General features: G+C 66.3%; 17 protein-coding genes. 9 read left to right on the plus strand and 8 right to left on the minus strand.

Annotated features, from left to right (window positions below; genetic code table 11):
• From ACTHLF_RS19035 to ACTHLF_RS19055, 5 genes are all read right to left on the minus strand, one after another.
• On the minus strand, positions 1-176 hold a 176-nt coding region (locus ACTHLF_RS19035), incomplete at its 3' end, for a multinuclear nonheme iron-dependent oxidase (RefSeq protein ID WP_440329532.1).
• 45 nt (positions 177-221) lie between these two features.
• Positions 222-491 carry a BufA2 family periplasmic bufferin-type metallophore gene (gene bufA2 / locus ACTHLF_RS19040; protein WP_440329457.1) on the minus strand — a complete coding sequence of 90 codons (270 nt, stop codon included), beginning with the start codon at positions 489-491 and terminating at the stop codon, positions 222-224.
• A 90-nt stretch (positions 492-581) separates the two neighbouring features.
• A complete protein-coding gene (locus ACTHLF_RS19045) occupies positions 582-1,055 on the minus strand; it encodes a DoxX family protein (RefSeq protein ID WP_440329459.1) in 474 nt (157 codons plus the stop codon).
• A gap of 10 nt (positions 1,056-1,065) precedes the next feature.
• Positions 1,066-1,809, minus strand: a complete 744-nt coding sequence (locus ACTHLF_RS19050) for an HvfC/BufC family peptide modification chaperone (protein WP_440329461.1) — start codon at positions 1,807-1,809, stop codon at positions 1,066-1,068.
• An 8-nt stretch (positions 1,810-1,817) separates the two neighbouring features.
• The gene (locus tag ACTHLF_RS19055) at positions 1,818-2,099 is read right to left on the minus strand and encodes a BufA1 family periplasmic bufferin-type metallophore (protein ID WP_440329463.1); all 282 of its coding nucleotides are present in this window, start codon (positions 2,097-2,099) and stop codon (positions 1,818-1,820) included.
• Between the two features lie 253 nt (positions 2,100-2,352).
• Between ACTHLF_RS19055 and ACTHLF_RS19060 the strand changes: the two genes are divergently transcribed.
• Together ACTHLF_RS19060 and ACTHLF_RS19065 are read left to right on the plus strand one after the other, a co-directional pair.
• Positions 2,353-2,940: a sigma-70 family RNA polymerase sigma factor gene (locus ACTHLF_RS19060; protein WP_440329464.1), complete on the plus strand. Its 588-nt coding sequence runs from the start codon at positions 2,353-2,355 to the stop codon at positions 2,938-2,940.
• Positions 2,937-3,584 carry an NrsF family protein gene (locus ACTHLF_RS19065; protein WP_440329466.1) on the plus strand — a complete coding sequence of 216 codons (648 nt, stop codon included), beginning with the start codon at positions 2,937-2,939 and terminating at the stop codon, positions 3,582-3,584. The genes ACTHLF_RS19060 and ACTHLF_RS19065 overlap by 4 nt, the downstream gene beginning before the upstream one ends.
• A 108-nt stretch (positions 3,585-3,692) precedes the next feature.
• Here the strand turns inward: ACTHLF_RS19065 and ACTHLF_RS19070 are convergent, their stop codons facing one another.
• The gene (locus ACTHLF_RS19070) at positions 3,693-5,120 is read right to left on the minus strand and encodes an amidase (protein WP_440329468.1); all 1,428 of its coding nucleotides are present in this window, start codon (positions 5,118-5,120) and stop codon (positions 3,693-3,695) included.
• Positions 5,121-5,301: 181 nt separating this feature from the next.
• Here ACTHLF_RS19070 and ACTHLF_RS19075 point away from each other — a divergent pair, with 181 nt between their 5' ends.
• Positions 5,302-5,874 carry a TetR/AcrR family transcriptional regulator gene (locus ACTHLF_RS19075; protein ID WP_440329470.1) on the plus strand — a complete coding sequence of 191 codons (573 nt, stop codon included), beginning with the start codon at positions 5,302-5,304 and terminating at the stop codon, positions 5,872-5,874.
• On the opposite strand, the gene ACTHLF_RS19080 is transcribed toward ACTHLF_RS19075, so the two are convergent.
• Positions 5,847-6,719: a LysR family transcriptional regulator gene (locus tag ACTHLF_RS19080; protein ID WP_440329472.1), complete on the minus strand. Its 873-nt coding sequence runs from the start codon at positions 6,717-6,719 to the stop codon at positions 5,847-5,849. The genes ACTHLF_RS19075 and ACTHLF_RS19080 overlap by 28 nt on opposite strands.
• 112 nt (positions 6,720-6,831) lie before the next feature.
• Between ACTHLF_RS19080 and ACTHLF_RS19085 the strand changes: the two genes are divergently transcribed.
• The 3 genes from ACTHLF_RS19085 to ACTHLF_RS19095 all read left to right on the plus strand — a co-directional run bounded on the left by ACTHLF_RS19085 (position 6,832) and on the right by ACTHLF_RS19095 (position 10,311).
• A complete protein-coding gene (locus tag ACTHLF_RS19085; protein WP_440329474.1) occupies positions 6,832-7,836 on the plus strand; it encodes a zinc-dependent alcohol dehydrogenase family protein in 1,005 nt (334 codons plus the stop codon).
• 105 nt (positions 7,837-7,941) lie between these two features.
• The gene (locus tag ACTHLF_RS19090) at positions 7,942-8,676 is read left to right on the plus strand and encodes an SDR family oxidoreductase (RefSeq protein WP_440329475.1); all 735 of its coding nucleotides are present in this window, start codon (positions 7,942-7,944) and stop codon (positions 8,674-8,676) included.
• 150 nt (positions 8,677-8,826) lie between these two features.
• Positions 8,827-10,311 carry a hypothetical protein gene (locus ACTHLF_RS19095; protein WP_440329477.1) on the plus strand — a complete coding sequence of 495 codons (1,485 nt, stop codon included), beginning with the start codon at positions 8,827-8,829 and terminating at the stop codon, positions 10,309-10,311.
• Between the two features lies 1 nt (position 10,312).
• Here the strand turns inward: ACTHLF_RS19095 and ACTHLF_RS19100 are convergent, their stop codons facing one another.
• A complete protein-coding gene (locus ACTHLF_RS19100) occupies positions 10,313-10,810 on the minus strand; it encodes an OsmC family protein (RefSeq protein ID WP_440329478.1) in 498 nt (165 codons plus the stop codon).
• A 256-nt stretch (positions 10,811-11,066) separates the two neighbouring features.
• On the opposite strand from ACTHLF_RS19100, the gene ACTHLF_RS19105 reads away from it, so the two are divergent.
• Genes ACTHLF_RS19105 through ACTHLF_RS19115 form a run of 3 tightly spaced genes read left to right on the plus strand, consistent with a single transcriptional unit; the run spans position 11,067 to position 16,919 of the window.
• Positions 11,067-12,215 (plus strand): efflux RND transporter periplasmic adaptor subunit, encoded by a 1,149-nt coding sequence (locus ACTHLF_RS19105; RefSeq protein ID WP_440329480.1) that lies wholly within the window; start codon positions 11,067-11,069, stop codon positions 12,213-12,215.
• A gap of 1 nt (position 12,216) precedes the next feature.
• Positions 12,217-15,417, plus strand: a complete 3,201-nt coding sequence (locus tag ACTHLF_RS19110) for an efflux RND transporter permease subunit (protein ID WP_440329481.1) — start codon at positions 12,217-12,219, stop codon at positions 15,415-15,417.
• The gene (locus ACTHLF_RS19115; RefSeq protein WP_440329483.1) at positions 15,417-16,919 is read left to right on the plus strand and encodes an efflux transporter outer membrane subunit; all 1,503 of its coding nucleotides are present in this window, start codon (positions 15,417-15,419) and stop codon (positions 16,917-16,919) included. The genes ACTHLF_RS19110 and ACTHLF_RS19115 overlap by 1 nt, the downstream gene beginning before the upstream one ends.
• The last annotated feature ends 11 nt before the right edge of the window (positions 16,920-16,930 follow it).

The following is a 16,930-nucleotide window of genomic DNA, read 5'->3' on the forward strand; positions in this document are numbered from 1 at the left end:
TACAGCGAGCGGACCTGCTCCAGCACATGCAGCGGCCGTCCACCGTCCACCATGAAGTTCTCGGAGATCACTTCGACGAAATCGAGCGGCTGGCGCGTCTCCAGCACGTCCTGGTAGTGCGGCACGCGCAGGCCCAGGCCGAAACCGGCGAACGGGGGAAGTGTGGCTGTGCTCATCGTGCTCTCCCGGATGCCCGGCCGCGGTGCGGCCGGGCGATGTCATCAGGCGGCGGGCGCGGTGGTGCTGCCACCCTGGGCCTTGCACTCCTGCACCGAGACGGCCTTGAAGCCCTGGCCCTTGCAGTCGTTCTGGCCCTTGCACTGGTGGTTGCCCGACTTACAGTCCGACGTGCCCTTGCAGGTGTTGATGCCGTAACAGTGGACGGTCTTGCCCGCGGCCTGGTCGGCGGCCTGCGCCGGCGCCACGATGGCGGCGGTCGAGACGGCGAACAGGGCGGCTGCGGCGGCGATGCTGTGCGTGGCGTTTTGCATGGCGTGACTCCAGTAGAGGTGGGATGCCGAAGTGGCAAGAATCAGTTCGGCGCGAAACGTGGATCGGTTACAGCGCGATGCCGATGGATGTCAGCGGATCCGGAGCACGTGATCGAGCGACCAACGGCCGCCGCCACGGGCGATGAGGTAGAGCAGGATCGCGGCCCACGACAGGTGGGTCGGCCACGCGTCGGGGTATACGAAGATCTCGATGATCGTGGTCATGCCGAGGAGCACCGTGGCCGAGAGCCGCGTGCACAGGCCGAGCACGAGCAGCATCGGCACGAAGGTCTCCACGTAAGCGGAGAGATGCGCGGCGATCTCCGGCGGCACCAGCGGTAGCTTGTATTCTGTGCGGAAGAGCTCGTACGTGCCCTCGGTGATCGTCAGGAAGCCCTCGACCTTGGTGCGGCCCGACTGGAAAAAGATGGCCGCGATGGATACGCGGCTCACCAGGGCGAGGAAGCTATGCCCAAGCAACGTCTCCATGCGGGTGGCGACGTGGTTCCAGGCTTCTTTCGGCGAACGCGGCCTGGTTGTGACGGTGGTGGGAAGCGATGACATGAGGGCTCCTTCAGGCGACAACGAGTGCGCCTGCCATGAGTAGTTGTGCGAATACGTGATCGGCACGTGCCGCGGGGTGAAGGGATGCGACATGCTCGATGCACGCGACGAGTGATCCACCCTCGCGGCACGCTTCGAGAAACGTAAGCACAGCGAGGTCTGTCGATTCGAGCTGCACTGTGTGCGCGGGGCGCGTCACCAGGATGGCCTGCGGCTGCCATGCGAGGTCATCGCTGACGGCTTCGCCAGCGCGGCTCGCTTGCCAGATCGACAGCGCGGGTAGCCGTGACTCGAGTGTCCGCGTCGCCGGGTGAGGGCGGACGGCCATGCCAGCGAGCGCATCCGGCGCAAGGGAGCGAACAGTCATGGCGCTCAACGGCTCGCATTCACCCGCGAAATAACTCTCCGTCCACAACCGATCGAGGCGGGCGACGTCAGCGAGGTACGGCAGTTCGCATGCGCTCGGCATATCGTCAAGGAAGCGCGGGAAACACGACCCGTACACCGCAAGCCTGGCATCACGCGCCGGATAGGCGTGGGCGTAAGCCGCCGCCGCGGAACGAAACCACGCCGCGCCGGTCAGGCAGGCCACGGCGGGAAAGTTCGCCTCGAGCGCATCGATCGCGGCCCGCAGCATCGTATGGCGGTGGATCGAAAAGCCTGCGTGCCGGGCAACGCGCACGGCAGGCTCTTCGGCCAGCAGGCCAGCCTGGAACTCGCGCTGGAGCTCGGCGAGGGACGATGCGGGCCGCATGGCGATGCTCAGCCGACCTTGGTCAGCGAGCCATGGCCGTTCGGCGTCTGGATCGCGGTGCAGGTGCCGGCCGGGACGTTCTTCCACGCATTCTTCTGGTAGTCGGCCTTGGCGGTGCCGGCGCAGGTGGTACCCGGGCCCGCGGCGCAATCGTTCTGGCCGGCCTTGGCGACACCCCAGCACTTCTCGACGGCCGGCTTGGCGGCGGCCTTCTGCTCATCGGCATGTGCGGCACCGGCAACAAGGGCGGCGACGGAGAAGGCGAGCGATGCGACGTAACGTGGGGACATGGGTGGCTCCAGGGTTGCCTGGCCAACAGGGCCGGCTTCACAAGGAGGTTCGTGGGCGTTCGGCCGCCGGTTACAGCGTTCGCGGAAAAAACTCGTCGCGTCGTCGTGTAACCGTATCGCTCCCGCCAACGAACTACGCGACATGGATGCCGTGACTTTCCCTTCGCTTGCCTATCCCCGTTCGCGGGGGCGCGCCCGCTGGTCTACACTCCCGGGCGCCCTGGCCCGAGCGGAGCCGAAAGCCCTGGAGAGCATGGCCATCACCGAAGACGTGACGCGCAGGCAGGTGGTCGATGCCCAGGCGGCGGTCGAGCGCGAGCTCAGGCGCCAGTTCGTCCTTGGGCTGGGTGGCGATGCGGGCGAGTACCGCGCCTTCCTCGACGAGCTGGCCTCGCATCTCCGCGCTTATCTGCGCCGCAGACTGCCGCGGGCGCTCGAGGATGTGGAAGACATCCTCCAGGAAACCCTGCTCGCCGTGCACAACGCGCGGCATACGTACCGCGCGGGTGAACCGCTCACCGCATGGGTGCACGCCATCACGCGCTACAAGCTCATGGATTTTTTCCGTTCGCATGCGCGGCGCGAGGCGTTGCACGACCCGATCGGCGACGACGACCTGTTCGTCGCGTCGGATGCGGAGCCCGCGGACGCACGGCGCGACGTGGGACAATTACTGGAGACGCTACCGGACCGACACCGCTTGCCTATCCAGCTGGTCAAATTGCAGGGCCTGTCCATCGCCGAGGCGGCCGCATGCTGCGGCTTGTCCGAGTCTGCCGTGAAGGTCGGCATCCACCGGGGTCTCAAGGCGCTGGCCGCGCGTATCCGGGGTGGCGCATGAAGACCGACGACTTCATCGATTTCCTCGCTCGCGAGCCTTCGCCGCCGCCCGGGCGGCAGATCGCGCGTCGACGCTTCTCGCTCGGGATCCTGGCCGGCATGGGCACGTCGTCGCTGCTGATGGCGGCGCTGCTCGGCTTGCGGCCCGACCTCGCGCAGGTGATCCATGACCCGATGTTCTGGGTGCGCATGGCTTTCCCGATCGCGATCGGTGTCGCGGCGCTGGTGGTGACCGTGCGCCTGTCGCGTCCCGGTGTTCGCGTGGGCGCCGGCGGCTGGGCGAGTGTCGCCTTGCCGGTCATCGTGGCGTGGGCACTGGCGGCCATCGTGCTTGCCGGCGCGCCGGAGGGCCAGCGCGGTGCGCTCATGCTGGGGCATACGTGGAAGGTGTGCTCGACGCTGATTGCGCTGCTTTCGTTGCCTTCGATCGTGGCCGTCTTCTGGGCGGTGCGCGGCATGGCGCCCGTGCGGCTGCGGCTTGCAGGCGCCGCGGCGGGTTTGCTGGCTGGCGCCATGGCGGCGACGAGCTATTGCCTGCACTGCCCGGAGATGGCACCGCCGTTCTGGGCGCTGTGGTACCTGCTCGGCATGGTGGTCGCTGGCGCGCTGGGTGCGCTGGCGGGACCGCGCTGGCTGCGGTGGTAGCGCGCGGCTAGCCCACCAACGCAAGCACCTCGTCCACGAACGCGCGCGGAGACGGGTCAGTCGGCGGGGGCGTGATGCAGCATGCCCCCGCCGGTTAGTGCGGCGAGGTCAGGCGGCGACCGCCTTGGCCGCCAGTGCCGGATGCAGGTGGCGCACCGGGCTCATGCTTTCGAGCAAAGCGCCCAGGTGCAGCACGGTGGACTCGGCCAGCCACGGCGCGACGAGCTGGACACCGATCGGCAGGCCCTCGGCGCTGGTACCGAAGCGCAGCGTGAGGCCAGGCAGACCGGTCACGCTCAGTGGCGCGGTGGCATCCATCACGTGCAGCGACGATACCGTCTGGCCGTTGATGACGAACTCTGTGGCGTCGTGGCCATGGCCGGCCACGGGCGTCACAGGGCAGAGTAGGGCGTCGTAGCGCTGGAAGTACTGGGCGAAGCCATCACGCATCTGTTCGATCTGCTGCTCGGCGATGATGAAATCCTCGATTGACGTGTCCCGCGTGTCGAACACCGCTCGGACGTGCTTGAAAATGAGGTCTTCGTGGCCCGCAGTTGCCTTGCGGAAAGCTGGCTTCGTTTCCATTGCCTGGATCTTCCATAGCACCTCGAGCGCGTTGATCTCCTCTAGCACAGGGATCCGCACGGGCTCCACGGTGATACCGGCTGTTCGCAGCGCGTCGGCCGCGGCGTGCACAGTCTTCGCGACATCATCGGCCACGAGGCCAAAGCCGGGTTCGACCAGCCAGCCGACGCGCAAGGGGCGCCCAAGCATGGCGCCGACGCCGCTATCAACCGCGAGCGGGCTGGTGGAATACCCGTCGGCACCATCCGGACCGGCTAGCAGCGAATAGGCGAGGGCCACGTCGCGCACCGAGCGAGCGATGGGGCCGGCGTGCCAGAAGCGACGCGGTACCCGCGGCCAGATGCCGGTCATGGGGATACGGCCGTGCGTAGCCTTGAAGCCCACGACGCCGGTGAGCGCGGCGGGGCCTCGGACTGAGATGGCGACGTCGGTGGCGAGGCCCAGCGGCGACATGCCCGCGGCGATAGCCGCCGATTCACCGCCACTGGAGCCGCCCGGCGAACGATCGGGGTTCCAGGGGTTCAGGGTGCGGCCAGAGAGCAGGTTTTCACTCTCGATCCAGAACGAGAACTCGGGGAGATTCGTCTTGGCGAGCAGGATGCCGCCAGCCTTCTTCAGGCGAGCGACGCCGGTGGCATCGGTGTCCGGGATGCGGCCCTTGAAGATCGGTGAGCCCAGCTGTGTCAGCACGCCCGCCGTGTCGTACGAATCCTTGGCGGTAAAAGGTACGCCGTGCAGCGGTGCCAGTTCGTGGCCCGCCATGACGACGGCTTCGGCGCGCTTAGCTGCCTTCAGGGCGTCGTCGGAGACCGCGACGATGGCGTTGATGCCAGGGTTGGTCGCCTCGATGCGGTCGAGATGCGCCTGCATCACCTCGACGGGTGATACCTCTTTGGTGCGGATCAGCTCGGCCAGCCTGGTGGCGTCCTGGAAATAGAGTTCGGTAGCCATGAGTCTCTCGTGGGTAGGGTTGGGGTTGCGACAAAAGCGAGGCAGTGCGCACCTACCTAACGTTTGTTAGGTCGGACGATACGCGCCATAATGCACGCCCGTCAACGACTTCTTTGACGGCATTTGCGAGAATGTGGTTCGCCGCACCCACCGGTACCGTTGCAAGCGAGGTAAGGTTTTCGTGGAAACCCCAGCAGGAAAGAACTCCAGGGACACGATCCTTGAGGCCGCCACACGCATGGCCCAGGCGCACGGGTACGGCGGCCTCAACCTGCGAACACTCGCCGACGAGGTCGGCATCAAGGCGGCGAGCCTCTACCATCACTTCCCGAGCAAGGCTGACCTCGCCACCGCGGTCGCCCGCCGCTACTGGGAAGATGCCGCTGCCGGCCTCGAAGCGATCGCAGCGAAGGCAAGCGACCCGGCGGAGCGCCTGCGTAAGTTTCCCGGCACGTTCCGGCTGGCACTCGAGAACGACAACCGCATGTGCATGTGCAGTTACATGACGGCCGAATCGGACGACCTACCTGATATCGTCAAGGTGGAGATCGAGCGCTTCAACGAAGTAAACATTGCCTGGTTGGCGAAGACGCTGGCCGAGACGGGCGTGCCCACCCGCGACGCACGCAAGCGAGCGCATGCCATCTTCGCTGCCGTAGCCGGTGCTCAGCTGATGGCGCGCGGCCGCGGCGATGTGAAGGTGTACGACGCGCTCATCCGCGCCTATCAGGCCTCGGCTCTGCTTCCCTCGTAAGATCCGCGACCGTTTCCCGGCTCCACCAACGCAAGCACCTCGTCCAAGAACGCGCGTAGCCGTGGCAGGTGACGAAGGTCGCGGTGGTAACCAAGCCATACATCGCGGCCTGGCGCTGGCTCACCAAGATCCATTCGTTCAATGCCCGCTGTTGCATCCCCTAAGGGGCACGGCAGCACGGCGATCCCCATGCCCAGCGCGCACGCGCGCGCCTGGGCTTCGCGGCTATTGCTGCGGAAGGCGATCGTTGCATCCGGCAGGCGTTCCCTCAGCCATGCGACGTCAGGCATCCCACCGAATGCCGTATCCATCGTGACCACACGGCCCAGGCTGTCGGTACCGACGGCGCGGTAAGCGGCATACGGCATCGCCATCAATTTCCGCTGTGCGATATCAGGCTCTTCGAACGGCGTGATGCGAAATACGAGGTCAGCTTCGCGCCGCGCAAGGCTGAGTAGCCGCGCATCGGTGATGAGTTCAACGACGACGGCGGGGTGTCGCGCACCCAGTGCGGCAATGGCGCGCGTGAGCACATGCGCTCCGAACCAGTCGGACGATGACACGCGCAACACGCCTTCGAGTTCGCCTGCCTGGCCGCTCGCCGCGCGTGCGATGCCCAGAGCCTCGGCTTCCATGCGCTCCGCGTGGGCCAGTACCGCCGCACCTTCGTCGGTCAGGACGAAGCCATCGCTGGTCCGCTGGAACAAGGCCGTCCCGAGCGCCTCCTCGAGGGCACGGATCCGCCGACCCATCGTAGGCTGGGTCTGGCCGAGGTCACGCGCCGCGGCACCGAGCGTGCCCCCACGGGCTACGGCGAGGAAAATCTTCAGGTCGCTCCATTCCATGGCTGCATCATGCATTTATGCATGGGCGTCGTGCAATTCCGGGTGTTCTCATGCAACAGGGCATGGCCTACCATATTCCCATCGGCGACGCCGTCGCCCCCGGAGCACTGCCATGACCACCGCTTCCACCATGAAAGCCCTGCGCCTCGACACCGCCGGCCAGCCGCTGACCCTGGCCACCGTCGACCGTCCCGTTGCCGGCCCGGGCCAGGTGCTCGTCCGCATCGCGGCGGCCGGGCTCAATCCGCTCGACGCCAAGATCCGTGCCGGGCAGGGCGGTCACGCCCGCCAGCCGGCGCCGGCGGTCCTCGGTATCGACATGGCCGGGCATGTGGAGGCGGTCGGTACGGGCGTCGAGGACTTCATGGTCGGCGATGCGGTCTACGGGATGACCGGCGGCGTGGCCGGGGTGCAGGGCTCGCTCGCCCAGTTCGCCGCGGTCGATGCCCGCCTTCTCGCCCATGCGCCGGCGTCCATGCCGCTGAGCGAAGCCGCGGCGTTGCCTCTCGTGTTCATCACGGCATGGGAAGGCCTGGTGGACCGCGCGAAGGTCCAAGCCGGCCAGTCTGTGCTCGTCATCGCTGGCGCGGGTGGCGTTGGGAGCATGGCGGTGCAGCTCGCCGTTTCCCGTGGCGCCCGCGTCTTCGCGACGGGCAGCGTTGGGCAGAAGACCATCATCGAAGAGCTCGGCGCCACCTGGATCGATCGTGACACCGATATCCAGGCGGCTGTCGATACCCACGCCGGCGGCGAAGGCTTCGACATCGTCTACGACACACTTGGCGGAGCGACCCTCGACGCCGCATTCGTCGCCGCGCGTCGCTACAGCGGCCATGTCGTCAGCAGCCTAGGCTGGGGCACGCATGCCCTCGCGCCGCTATCGTTCCGTGCCGCCACGTACTCCGGTGTCTTCACCCTGATGCCACTCCTGACCGGCAAGGGCCGCGAGCACCACGGCGAGATCATGGCCGAGGCCACGTGGCTTGCCGATGCCGGCAAGCTGCGGCCGGTGCTGTCGACGCAGCGGTTCGTGTTGGCCGACGGGAATGCCGCGCTCGACCTGGTCGAAAGCGGGCGTGCGGGTGGCAAGGTCGTGGTCGAGATTCCCGCGGGCTAAGGCGGCAAATCATCCTGGCCTCCCCGGTTGTTTCGGTCGACGGCTGCCCTCAGGTGAATCAGGTAACCCAACCCATGCCCCCTCAATCGCAGGAGTTCCACGGCAATGAATGATTCCCAGAAGGTTGCACTTGTAACGGGCGCGACCCGCGGCATCGGCTTTGAAACGGTCAAGCAGCTCGCCGAAACCGGCATCCGCACCCTGCTCGCCGGCCGCGATGAAGCGCGAACGAAGGAAGCCGCGAAGAAGCTGAGCGACGCCGGCCTTCCGGTCGATCCGATCGTCCTCGATGTGACCGACCCCGGCTCGATCGTTGCCGCCGTCAAGCATGTCACCGACAAGTACGGCCGCCTCGATATCCTGGTGAACAACGCCGGCATCCTGCTCGATGCGCTGGACAAGAAGCCCTCCGAGCAGTCGCTCCAGGTGTGGCGCGATACCTTCGACACGAACGTGTTCGCCGTCGTTGAAGTGACCAAGGCGTTCCTGCCGCTGATCAAGGCCTCGCCGGCCGGCCGCATCGTCAACGTCTCCAGCCAGCTGGGTTCGTTCGGCCTGCACATCGATCCGAACTCGTCGATCTACGGCTTCAAGATCCCCGCGTACAACGTGTCGAAGAGCGCCGTGAACGGCTGGACCGTGCACCTCGCGTACGAACTGAAGGACACGCCGGTGAAGGTCAACGCCATCCACCCGGGTTACGTGCAGACCGATATGAACGGTGGTCATGGCGAAATCGATGTGCCGACCGGCGCGAAGTCCAGCGTGCAGATGGCGACGCTCGATGCCAATGGCCCGACCGGTAGGTTCACGTACCTCGGCAAGGAACTGCCCTGGTAAGTCATCACGCGCCGGGAACATGATTCCGACGCGCTTTTGAACCGATGCGCGAACGCGGCAAGCTGCGCTCGCGCATCGGCTTTTGATCCCCGCCCACCTCTAACATCGAACGGCAGCGCCATCCCCCTCTCCCCCCAGTGAGGCGCCAAGATGAAAGAGGACGACCCCTCCCGGCCGCGTCGCGATTTCCTGCGACAGAGCCTTGCCGCCGCCGGTGGCATTGGCCTGGCCAGCACCAGCGGCCTTTCCTGGCTCCTTGGCGACACGGCGCATGCGGCGGATGTCCCGCCCGCGACCAGCGTGATCACCCGTGCGCGCCGCGAACTCATCATGTTCCATGGCCAGTCGAACGCCGTGGGCACGGGCGGGCAACCGGCGCTGACGTTGCAGGAGATCTACGCCAACGTGACCTTCAACGGCGGCGTTCGCCCCGGCGTGAAACCCGCCGCCATGGCCAGCCTGGCACCGCTCGTGGAATACAACGGCGGCAGCGGCACCGGTGGCGAGGTCGGCACCAACGCCTGCGCCGATGGCCTCGTCGAATACACGCAGGCGCTCGCGGGCATTCCGTTCGCCGCACAGTTCAGCCGCTACAGCGCCTTCACCAGCGCCGAGGGTGGCCGGCCGATCGGCTACTTCGCCAGCTTCCTGCAGGACACCAACCTCAGTGGCTACCAGGGCTGGAAGAACAGCCAGGTGCGTTTGCAGTCGATGATCGCGCTGATGCGCGCCGAGGCCACCGCCAGTGCGAGCAACTTCAGCTGGCTCGCGACCACCTGGCAGCAGGGCGAAGCGGATTCCACCGGGCTCACCGAAACGCGTGCTTCCTACAAATCCAAGCTCACCGCCCTCGAGCGTGCACACTGGCTGAAGCTATGCCAGGTGCTGATCCCGGAGCAGGCATGGCGCCCGCTCTGGCTCGTGGCGCAGGTGTGCAGCCACAACAGCTATGGCGCCACAAACATCGCCTTCTGTAATCCGTTCATCGCGCTGGCGCAGCGGGATGCCTGCCTCGCCAGCCCGTACATGCGCATGGTGAACCCGCAGTACATGTTCGATTACTTCGACGAATCGGCGCAGGGCCATCCCACCCTGCACCTCAACAACGAGAGCCACCGCTGGCAGGGCCGCTACTTCGCTCGCGCGATCTACCAGCTGATCCAGGATCGACAGGCCGGCCTGCCGATGCGCAACCCCGCACTCGACATGCTCTCCGCGACCGTCATCGGGACACGCACGATCTACGTGCGCTTCAACGTGCCTTCCGGCTTCCTGATGCTCGATACATCGTGGGTGGCGGCGACAAGGAATTACGGCTTCGACATCCGCGACGCGAAGAACGCCCTCGTGCCGGCCAGCCTTACCGACAACAACCTCATCATCGATGTGGCGGTGATCACCGCGGATACCGTGCGGATCACGCTCAAGGTGGGCCTCCCCGCGACGGCGGCGAAGGTCAGCCTTGGCTGGGGCGACCCCGCTGAGCCGCCTTCGATCGCGGGGCGCATCGGCGGCCCACGCAGCAACGTCCGCGACACGGCAGGTGACTTTGACCTGTACACGGCAAGCGACGGCACGCTACGCCCGATGCACAACTACGCCCTCGTGGGGGACGTACCCCTGACGATCGCCTGACTCAGCCCGTCAGTTCGAACTCGTCACAGGCTCGCTCCATGGCCGGCTCGTGCATGCAGTCGCGTGGCTTCTCGTGGGCACGGCCCGGCGGGGCCATGACGCGCGCGCTCGTGATATCCGCGCCGGTCATGAGCGACCTGCCTACCGGGCAACGATCGGCGATCTCCATGAGACGGGTGACCTGTTCGGCGGTCAGGTCGCCTTCCATATAGATCTGCCGGTCGAAATGGTCGCGTCCCGTCGAGGCGTCGCGGCTATGCCCCACCGCGATCTGCACCTTCGTCAAAGGCAACGACTTGCGGCGGGCATACATCTGCATGGTCATCGCCGTGCACGCGCCCAGCGCGCCGCCCAGCAGTTCATACGGAGTCGGCCCCGTGGCCTGCCCACCCAGCTCGACCGGTTCGTCGGCATAGAAGGTGGGGCCCTGCGCGGAGATGGCCACCTGGTACCCGACGGTGCCTGTGGTTTCAACGATGACCGGCTTTGAATCACCCATGGCATGCATTCCCGGACGAGCGTCAGACGCAATTCGCATAGTGTCTTGCGGCCGCGCCGCACGATCAAGCGAACTTAGGAACAAAACGCCACGACTTGAAACGAATGACCCCGGCCATCGGGGCGGCTATAAACCCCCGATGTTCGACCTTGCTTTAGCGTCCAAATAGCAGCAGGCCGGTTCTATTCGGGGTGGTCCCCTCGGCCGACACTCGGCGCGAGCCATTCGCTCGCCCGATCCGGTTGGGGACACCGCCATGCACGTCGTTCGACGCCCTTCTTCCGCGCTCGTCGTGGTCTTGTTGCCACTCGTATTCGCCCTCGCCGCGTGCGGAAAACACGCCGGGGACGCCACGGCCCCGCCGGCCGAAGTCGATGTCGCCCAGGTGGTAAGCAAGCCGGTGACCGAGTGGCAGACCTATTCCGGCCGGCTGCAGGCGATCGAGCGCGTGGATGTGCGCGCACAGGTCCCCGGCACCATCGTCAAGGTGTATTTCAAGGACGGGCAGATGGTGAAGAAGGGCGACCCGCTCTTCCTCATCGACCCGCGCCCCTACGAGGCCGCGGTGAATCGTGCCAACGCCCAGGTCGCAGCGGCAAAGGCACGGGCCGCATTCACCACGGCGGACTACGCGCGGGCGCAGAAGCTGCAGGCGGGCAACGCCATCTCCAAACGCGATTTCGACGATCGCTTCAACGCATCGCTGACTGCGACCGCCGACGTCAAGGCCGCGGAAGCCGCGCTGGTGGAAGCGAAGGTGAACCTCGATTACACCGCGATCAACGCACCGGTCGACGGCAAGGTGTCGCGCGCGGAGCGCACCGTTGGCAATATCGTGGCGGCGGGTTACAGCTCGCCCTCGCTGACCACGCTGGTCTCCATCTCCCCGATCTACGCCGACTTCGATGTCGACGAGCAGACCTACCTGCAGTACCTGAGCCAGGTTGGCCAGCGCGATGTGCCGGTACACCTCGGCCTTGCGACGGATACCGGTACGCCACGCACAGGCAAGGTCGCCTCCGTGGATAACCAGCTCAACAACAATACGGGCACGATCCGCGTCCGCGCGAGCTTCGACAATCCCGATGGGGCAATGGTCCCGGGGCTCTTCGCACGCGTTTCGGTGGGGGCGGGCTCGCCGCACCAGGCCATCCTTATCGACGACCGCGCCATCTCCACGGACCAGGCGAAGAAGTTCGTGCTGGTGGTCGATGAGCAAAGCAAGGCCCAGTACCGCGCGATCACCCTCGGCAACCTGATCGATGGCTTGCGTATCGTTGACGGCGGGCTGAAGCCTGGCGAAAAGATCATCGTCAACGGCTTCCAGCGTGTGCACCCCGGCGACACCATCAAATCGAAGAGCGTGCCCATGACGGGCGAGAACGACGCGATGGCGACGCGCTGACATGAATATCTCCCGCTTCTTCATCGACCGGCCGATCTTCGCGTGGGTCCTCTCCACGCTGATCCTGCTTGCGGGCGTCATCGCCCTCTTCGCGCTGCCGATCTCGGAGTATCCCGAGGTCGTACCGCCGTCCGTGGTCGTCAACGCCTCTTATCCGGGCGCGAATCCCAAGGTGCTGGCCGATACCGTCGCCGCGCCGCTCGAAGAGCAGATCAACGGCGTGGAAGGCATGCTCTACATGCAGTCCCAGGCGAGCGCGGACGGCAACATGGCGCTTACCGTCACCTTCCGCCTCGGCACCGACCCGGACAAGGCCCAGCAGCTCGTGCAGAACCGCGTGGCGCAGGCCCTGCCGCGCCTGCCGCCCGATGTGCAGTTGCTCGGCGTGACGACGATCAAGTCATCGCCGACACTAACGCTCGTCGTCCACCTCATATCGCCTGACAGCCGCTATGACCAGACCTATCTGCGCAACTACGCGCTGATCAACGTCAAGGAGCGCCTGGAGCGGATCAACGGTATCGGCCAGGTCGTGATCAAGGGCTCGGGCGACTACGCGATGCGCGTCTGGCTGGACCCCCAGAAGCTCGCGGAACGCAATCTGACAGCGAGTGACGTGGTCGCGGCGATCCGCGAGCAGAACGTGCAGGTCGCGGCAGGCCTGATCGGTGGATCGCCGATGAACGGGCAGGTGCCCCTGCAGCTCAGCATCAACGCGAAGGGCCGCCTGCAGACCGAAGACGAATTCCGCGACATCGTGCTGAAAGCCGAGGGCAGGGCGCTGATCCACCTGCGCGACGTAGCCCGCGTGGAACTGGGCGCCGCTGAGTTCGGATCGCGCGCACTGCTCGATAACAAGGAAGCGGCGGCGCTGTGGATCTTCCAGCTGCCGGGTGCGAACTCGCTCCAGGTCTCGCACGACGTGCGCGAGGCGATGAAGGAGCTCAAGCCGGACATGCCGCCGGGCGTGGAGTACAGCATCGTGTATGACCCGACGACGTTCGTGCGGGCGAGCATCGAGGCGGTAATCCACACGCTGATCGAGGCGGTGGTCCTCGTCGTCCTCGTGGTCATCCTGTTCCTGCAGACATGGCGCGCGTCGCTTATTCCGCTGCTCGCCGTACCGGTCTCCATCGTCGGCACCTTCTCGTTACTGCTGCTCCTTGGCTATTCCATCAACGTGCTTTCGTTGTTCGGCATGGTGCTCGCGATCGGCATTGTCGTCGACGATGCGATCGTGGTGGTCGAGAATGTCGAGCGAAACATCGAGTCGGGGCTGTCCGCACGCGATGCGACCTACCAGGCGATGCAGGAGGTCAGCGGACCCATCGTCGCCATTGCCCTGACCCTGGTCGCGGTGTTCGTCCCACTGGCCTTCATGTCGGGCCTCACGGGCCAGTTCTACAAGCAGTTCGCGATGACCATTGCGATCTCCACGGTCATCTCGGCCTTCAACTCGCTGACGTTCTCGCCAGCGATGGCCGCGCTGCTGCTGAAAAGCCGGGATGAGCCTAAGGACTGGCTGACGCGCGGCATGGATCGGGTGTTCGGCCGCTTCTTCGCCGCTTTCAACCGGGTGTTCCAGCGCGGCTCGGATCACTACGGCCGCGGTGTCGCCGGGGTGATCCGCCACAAGGGCATCATGATCGTCGTCTACCTGATCCTGCTTGGTGGGGCCGCCTACATGGGGCACGTGGTGCCCGGTGGCTTCGTGCCGGCGCAGGACAAGGAATACATCATCGCGATCGCGCAGCTCCCCAACGGCGCCTCGCTCGATCGCGCGGACGCCATCACCCGCGAGATGGGCCGCATCGGCCTGGCACAGCCTGGTGTCGAGCACGCCGTGCAACACCCTGGTCTCTCGATCAACGGCTTCGTGAATTCATCGAGCGCGGCCATCACCTTCCTCAAGCTCACGCCCGCGGCGGACCGCCACGGCGCGGATGAGTCCGCCGGCGCCATCGCGATGGCACTGAACAAGAAGTACGCCGCGATCAAGGGCGCCTTCATCGCCGTGTTCCCGCCACCACCGGTGCTCGGCCTGGGTACGCTGGGTGGCTTCAAGTTCCAGATCGAGGATCGCGGCGCGCAGGGTTACACGGCGTTGAACGAGGTGACCAAGGCGTTCCTGGCGAAAGCCGCGAAGACCCCGGAACTCGGGCCCGCTTTCAGCAACTACCAGATCGACGTGCCGCAGTTGAAGGTCGACCTCGACCGCGACAACGCCAAGCAGCTCGGCGTCGCGGTGACCGACGTATTCAACACCATGCAGGTGTTCCTGGGCTCGCAGTACGTCAACGACTTCAACCGCTTCGGTCGTGTGTTCCAGGTGCGCGTGCAGGCCGACGCGCCGTTCCGCGCGCATCCCGAGGATATCGGGCAGCTGAAGACGCGCAACACTGCGGGCGAGATGATCCCGCTCTCGTCGCTGGTGAAGGTCTCCACCACGTTCGGCCCCGAGTCGGTCGTGCGCTACAACGGCTACCTCGCGGCGGATATCAACGGTGGCCCGGCGCCAGGCTATTCCTCCGGCGAAGCACAGGCTGCGGTGGAACGCGTCGCCGCGGAAACGCTGCCGCGTGGCTTCAAGCTTGAGTGGACCGACCTGACCTACCAGCAGATCATCGCAGGCAACACGGCGGTGATCGTCTTCCCTGTGAGCATCCTGCTGGTGTTCCTCACGCTCGCAGCGCTGTACGAAAGCCTGACGCTGCCGCTCGCGGTGATCCTTATCGTGCCGATGAGCCTGCTCTGCGCGCTGACTGGTGTGTGGCTGGATAACGGCGACAACAACATCTTCACCCAGGTGGGCCTGATGGTGCTGGTCGGCCTGGCCTCGAAGAACGCGATCCTGATCGTGGAGTTCGCGCGTGAACTGGAAATACAGGGCCGCAGCATCGTCGATGCGGCGATCGAAGCCAGCCGCCTGCGTCTGCGCCCGATCCTGATGACCTCGATCGCCTTCATCATGGGCGTCGTGCCGCTCGTGCTCTCGCATGGCGCGGGTTCGGAGACGCGGCATGCCATGGGTATCGCGGTGTTCTTCGGCATGCTTGGCGTCACCCTGTTCGGCCTGCTGCTGACACCGGTGTTCTACGTGCTCATGCGCCTGCTGGCCGGCGCGCATCGGCTGGAGGACAAGCACGGCCGCAACGGCAGGGTCATCGGCATCGAGGACGCCATTCCGGAGAGGGCAGGCTGATGCGCACCACGGCACGGATCCTCACCACGGCCATGGCCTGCGGGCTGTCCGCCTGTTCGCTGGCGCCGAAGTACCAGGCGCCGGATGTGAAGCCGCCAGCGTCGTACAAGGAGTCCCTGGGCGCCGAGGCACAGGGCACCTGGCAACCGGCGTTGCCTGCCGAGGACGCCGCGCGCGGCGCATGGTGGAAGGTGTTCGGCGAGCCGCAGCTGGATGACCTGGAAGAGCAGGCGGTGGCGTCGAACCCGAGCCTGGCCGCCGCCGCCGCCCGCGTGCAGCAAGCGCGCGGTGCCGAGCGTGCGACGGGTGCGGAGCGCTTCCCGGATATCACCGCGGGCTTCGGCCCGACCCGCCAGCAGAATGCGCCGCAGTCACTGGGCGTGCCGGATACCGGCGTGCGCCCGGATGCGCAGACCGTCTGGCGGGCGCAGGCCAATATCTCCTATGAGCTTGACCTCTTCGGCCGCGTCGCCTCGAACGTGGCTGCCGCGAAGGCGGATAGCCAGGAGGCGCAGGCGCTGTATCGGTCGGTGCAGCTCATGCTGCAGGCCGACGTGGCGCAGACGTACTTCCGGCTACGCGAACTCGATGCCGAACTCGTCGTCTACGACCGTGCGATAGTGCTGCGCCAGGAGACGCTCACCTTCGTGTCCAACCGCCTGGAAGCCGGCGAAGTCACCGACCTCGACAAGGCGCAGGCGGAAGCCGAGCTGGCCTCCGCGCGCTCCGACGCCATGTCGGCCCGCCGTGCGCGCGCCGCCTCAGAGCATGCGCTTGCCGTCTTGCTCGGCAAGGCGCCGGCGGATTTCACCTTCGCGGCGGCGCCCCTGTCGCCGGTCGAACTGAACATCCCCGCCGGCCTGCCTTCCACCCTGCTGGAACGCCGGCCCGATATCGCCGCGGCCGAACGCGCGATGGCCGCCACCAATGCCCGGGTGGGCGTCGCGAAGGCGGCGTACTTCCCGTCGATCATCCTGACCGGTACGGGCGGGTATGAAGCAAAGAGCCTGGGTGACGTCTTCAAGTGGTCCAGCCGCACGTTCCTGCTCGGTCCGCTCGTCGGCACCGTGGCGAGCCTTCCGCTGTTCGATGGCGGGATCCGCAAGGGCAACCTCGAACAGGCGCGGGCGCGCTACGAGGAGAGCGTGGCGCAGTACCGCGGCCAGGTGCTCGTCGGTTTCCGCGAGGTCGAGGACAGCCTTTCCACCCTGCGCATCCTGCGCGAACAGACGGCCGTGCAGGGCGTGGCGGTGAGCGCATCGACGCGTGCCTTCGGCCTGTCGAAAGCGCAATATGAGGACGGATCGGTGGCCTACCTCAACATCCTCGACGCGGAGCGCGTGGTGCTCTCCGCCAGGCTCAACGAGGTACGCCTGCGTGGCGAGCAAGCGGGCGCCACGGTGGACCTGATCCGGGCGCTGGGTGGCGGCTGGGCGCAGGAACCTGCGGCCGGTGCGGCGACGCCCCTGGCCATGGACAACACCAACCCGCCTCCACGCTGATCGAGGGCCCG

Origin of the sequence: Luteibacter sp., from assembly GCF_051958795.1 — a bacterium.
Taxonomy (GTDB): Bacteria; Pseudomonadota; Gammaproteobacteria; order Xanthomonadales; family Rhodanobacteraceae; genus Luteibacter.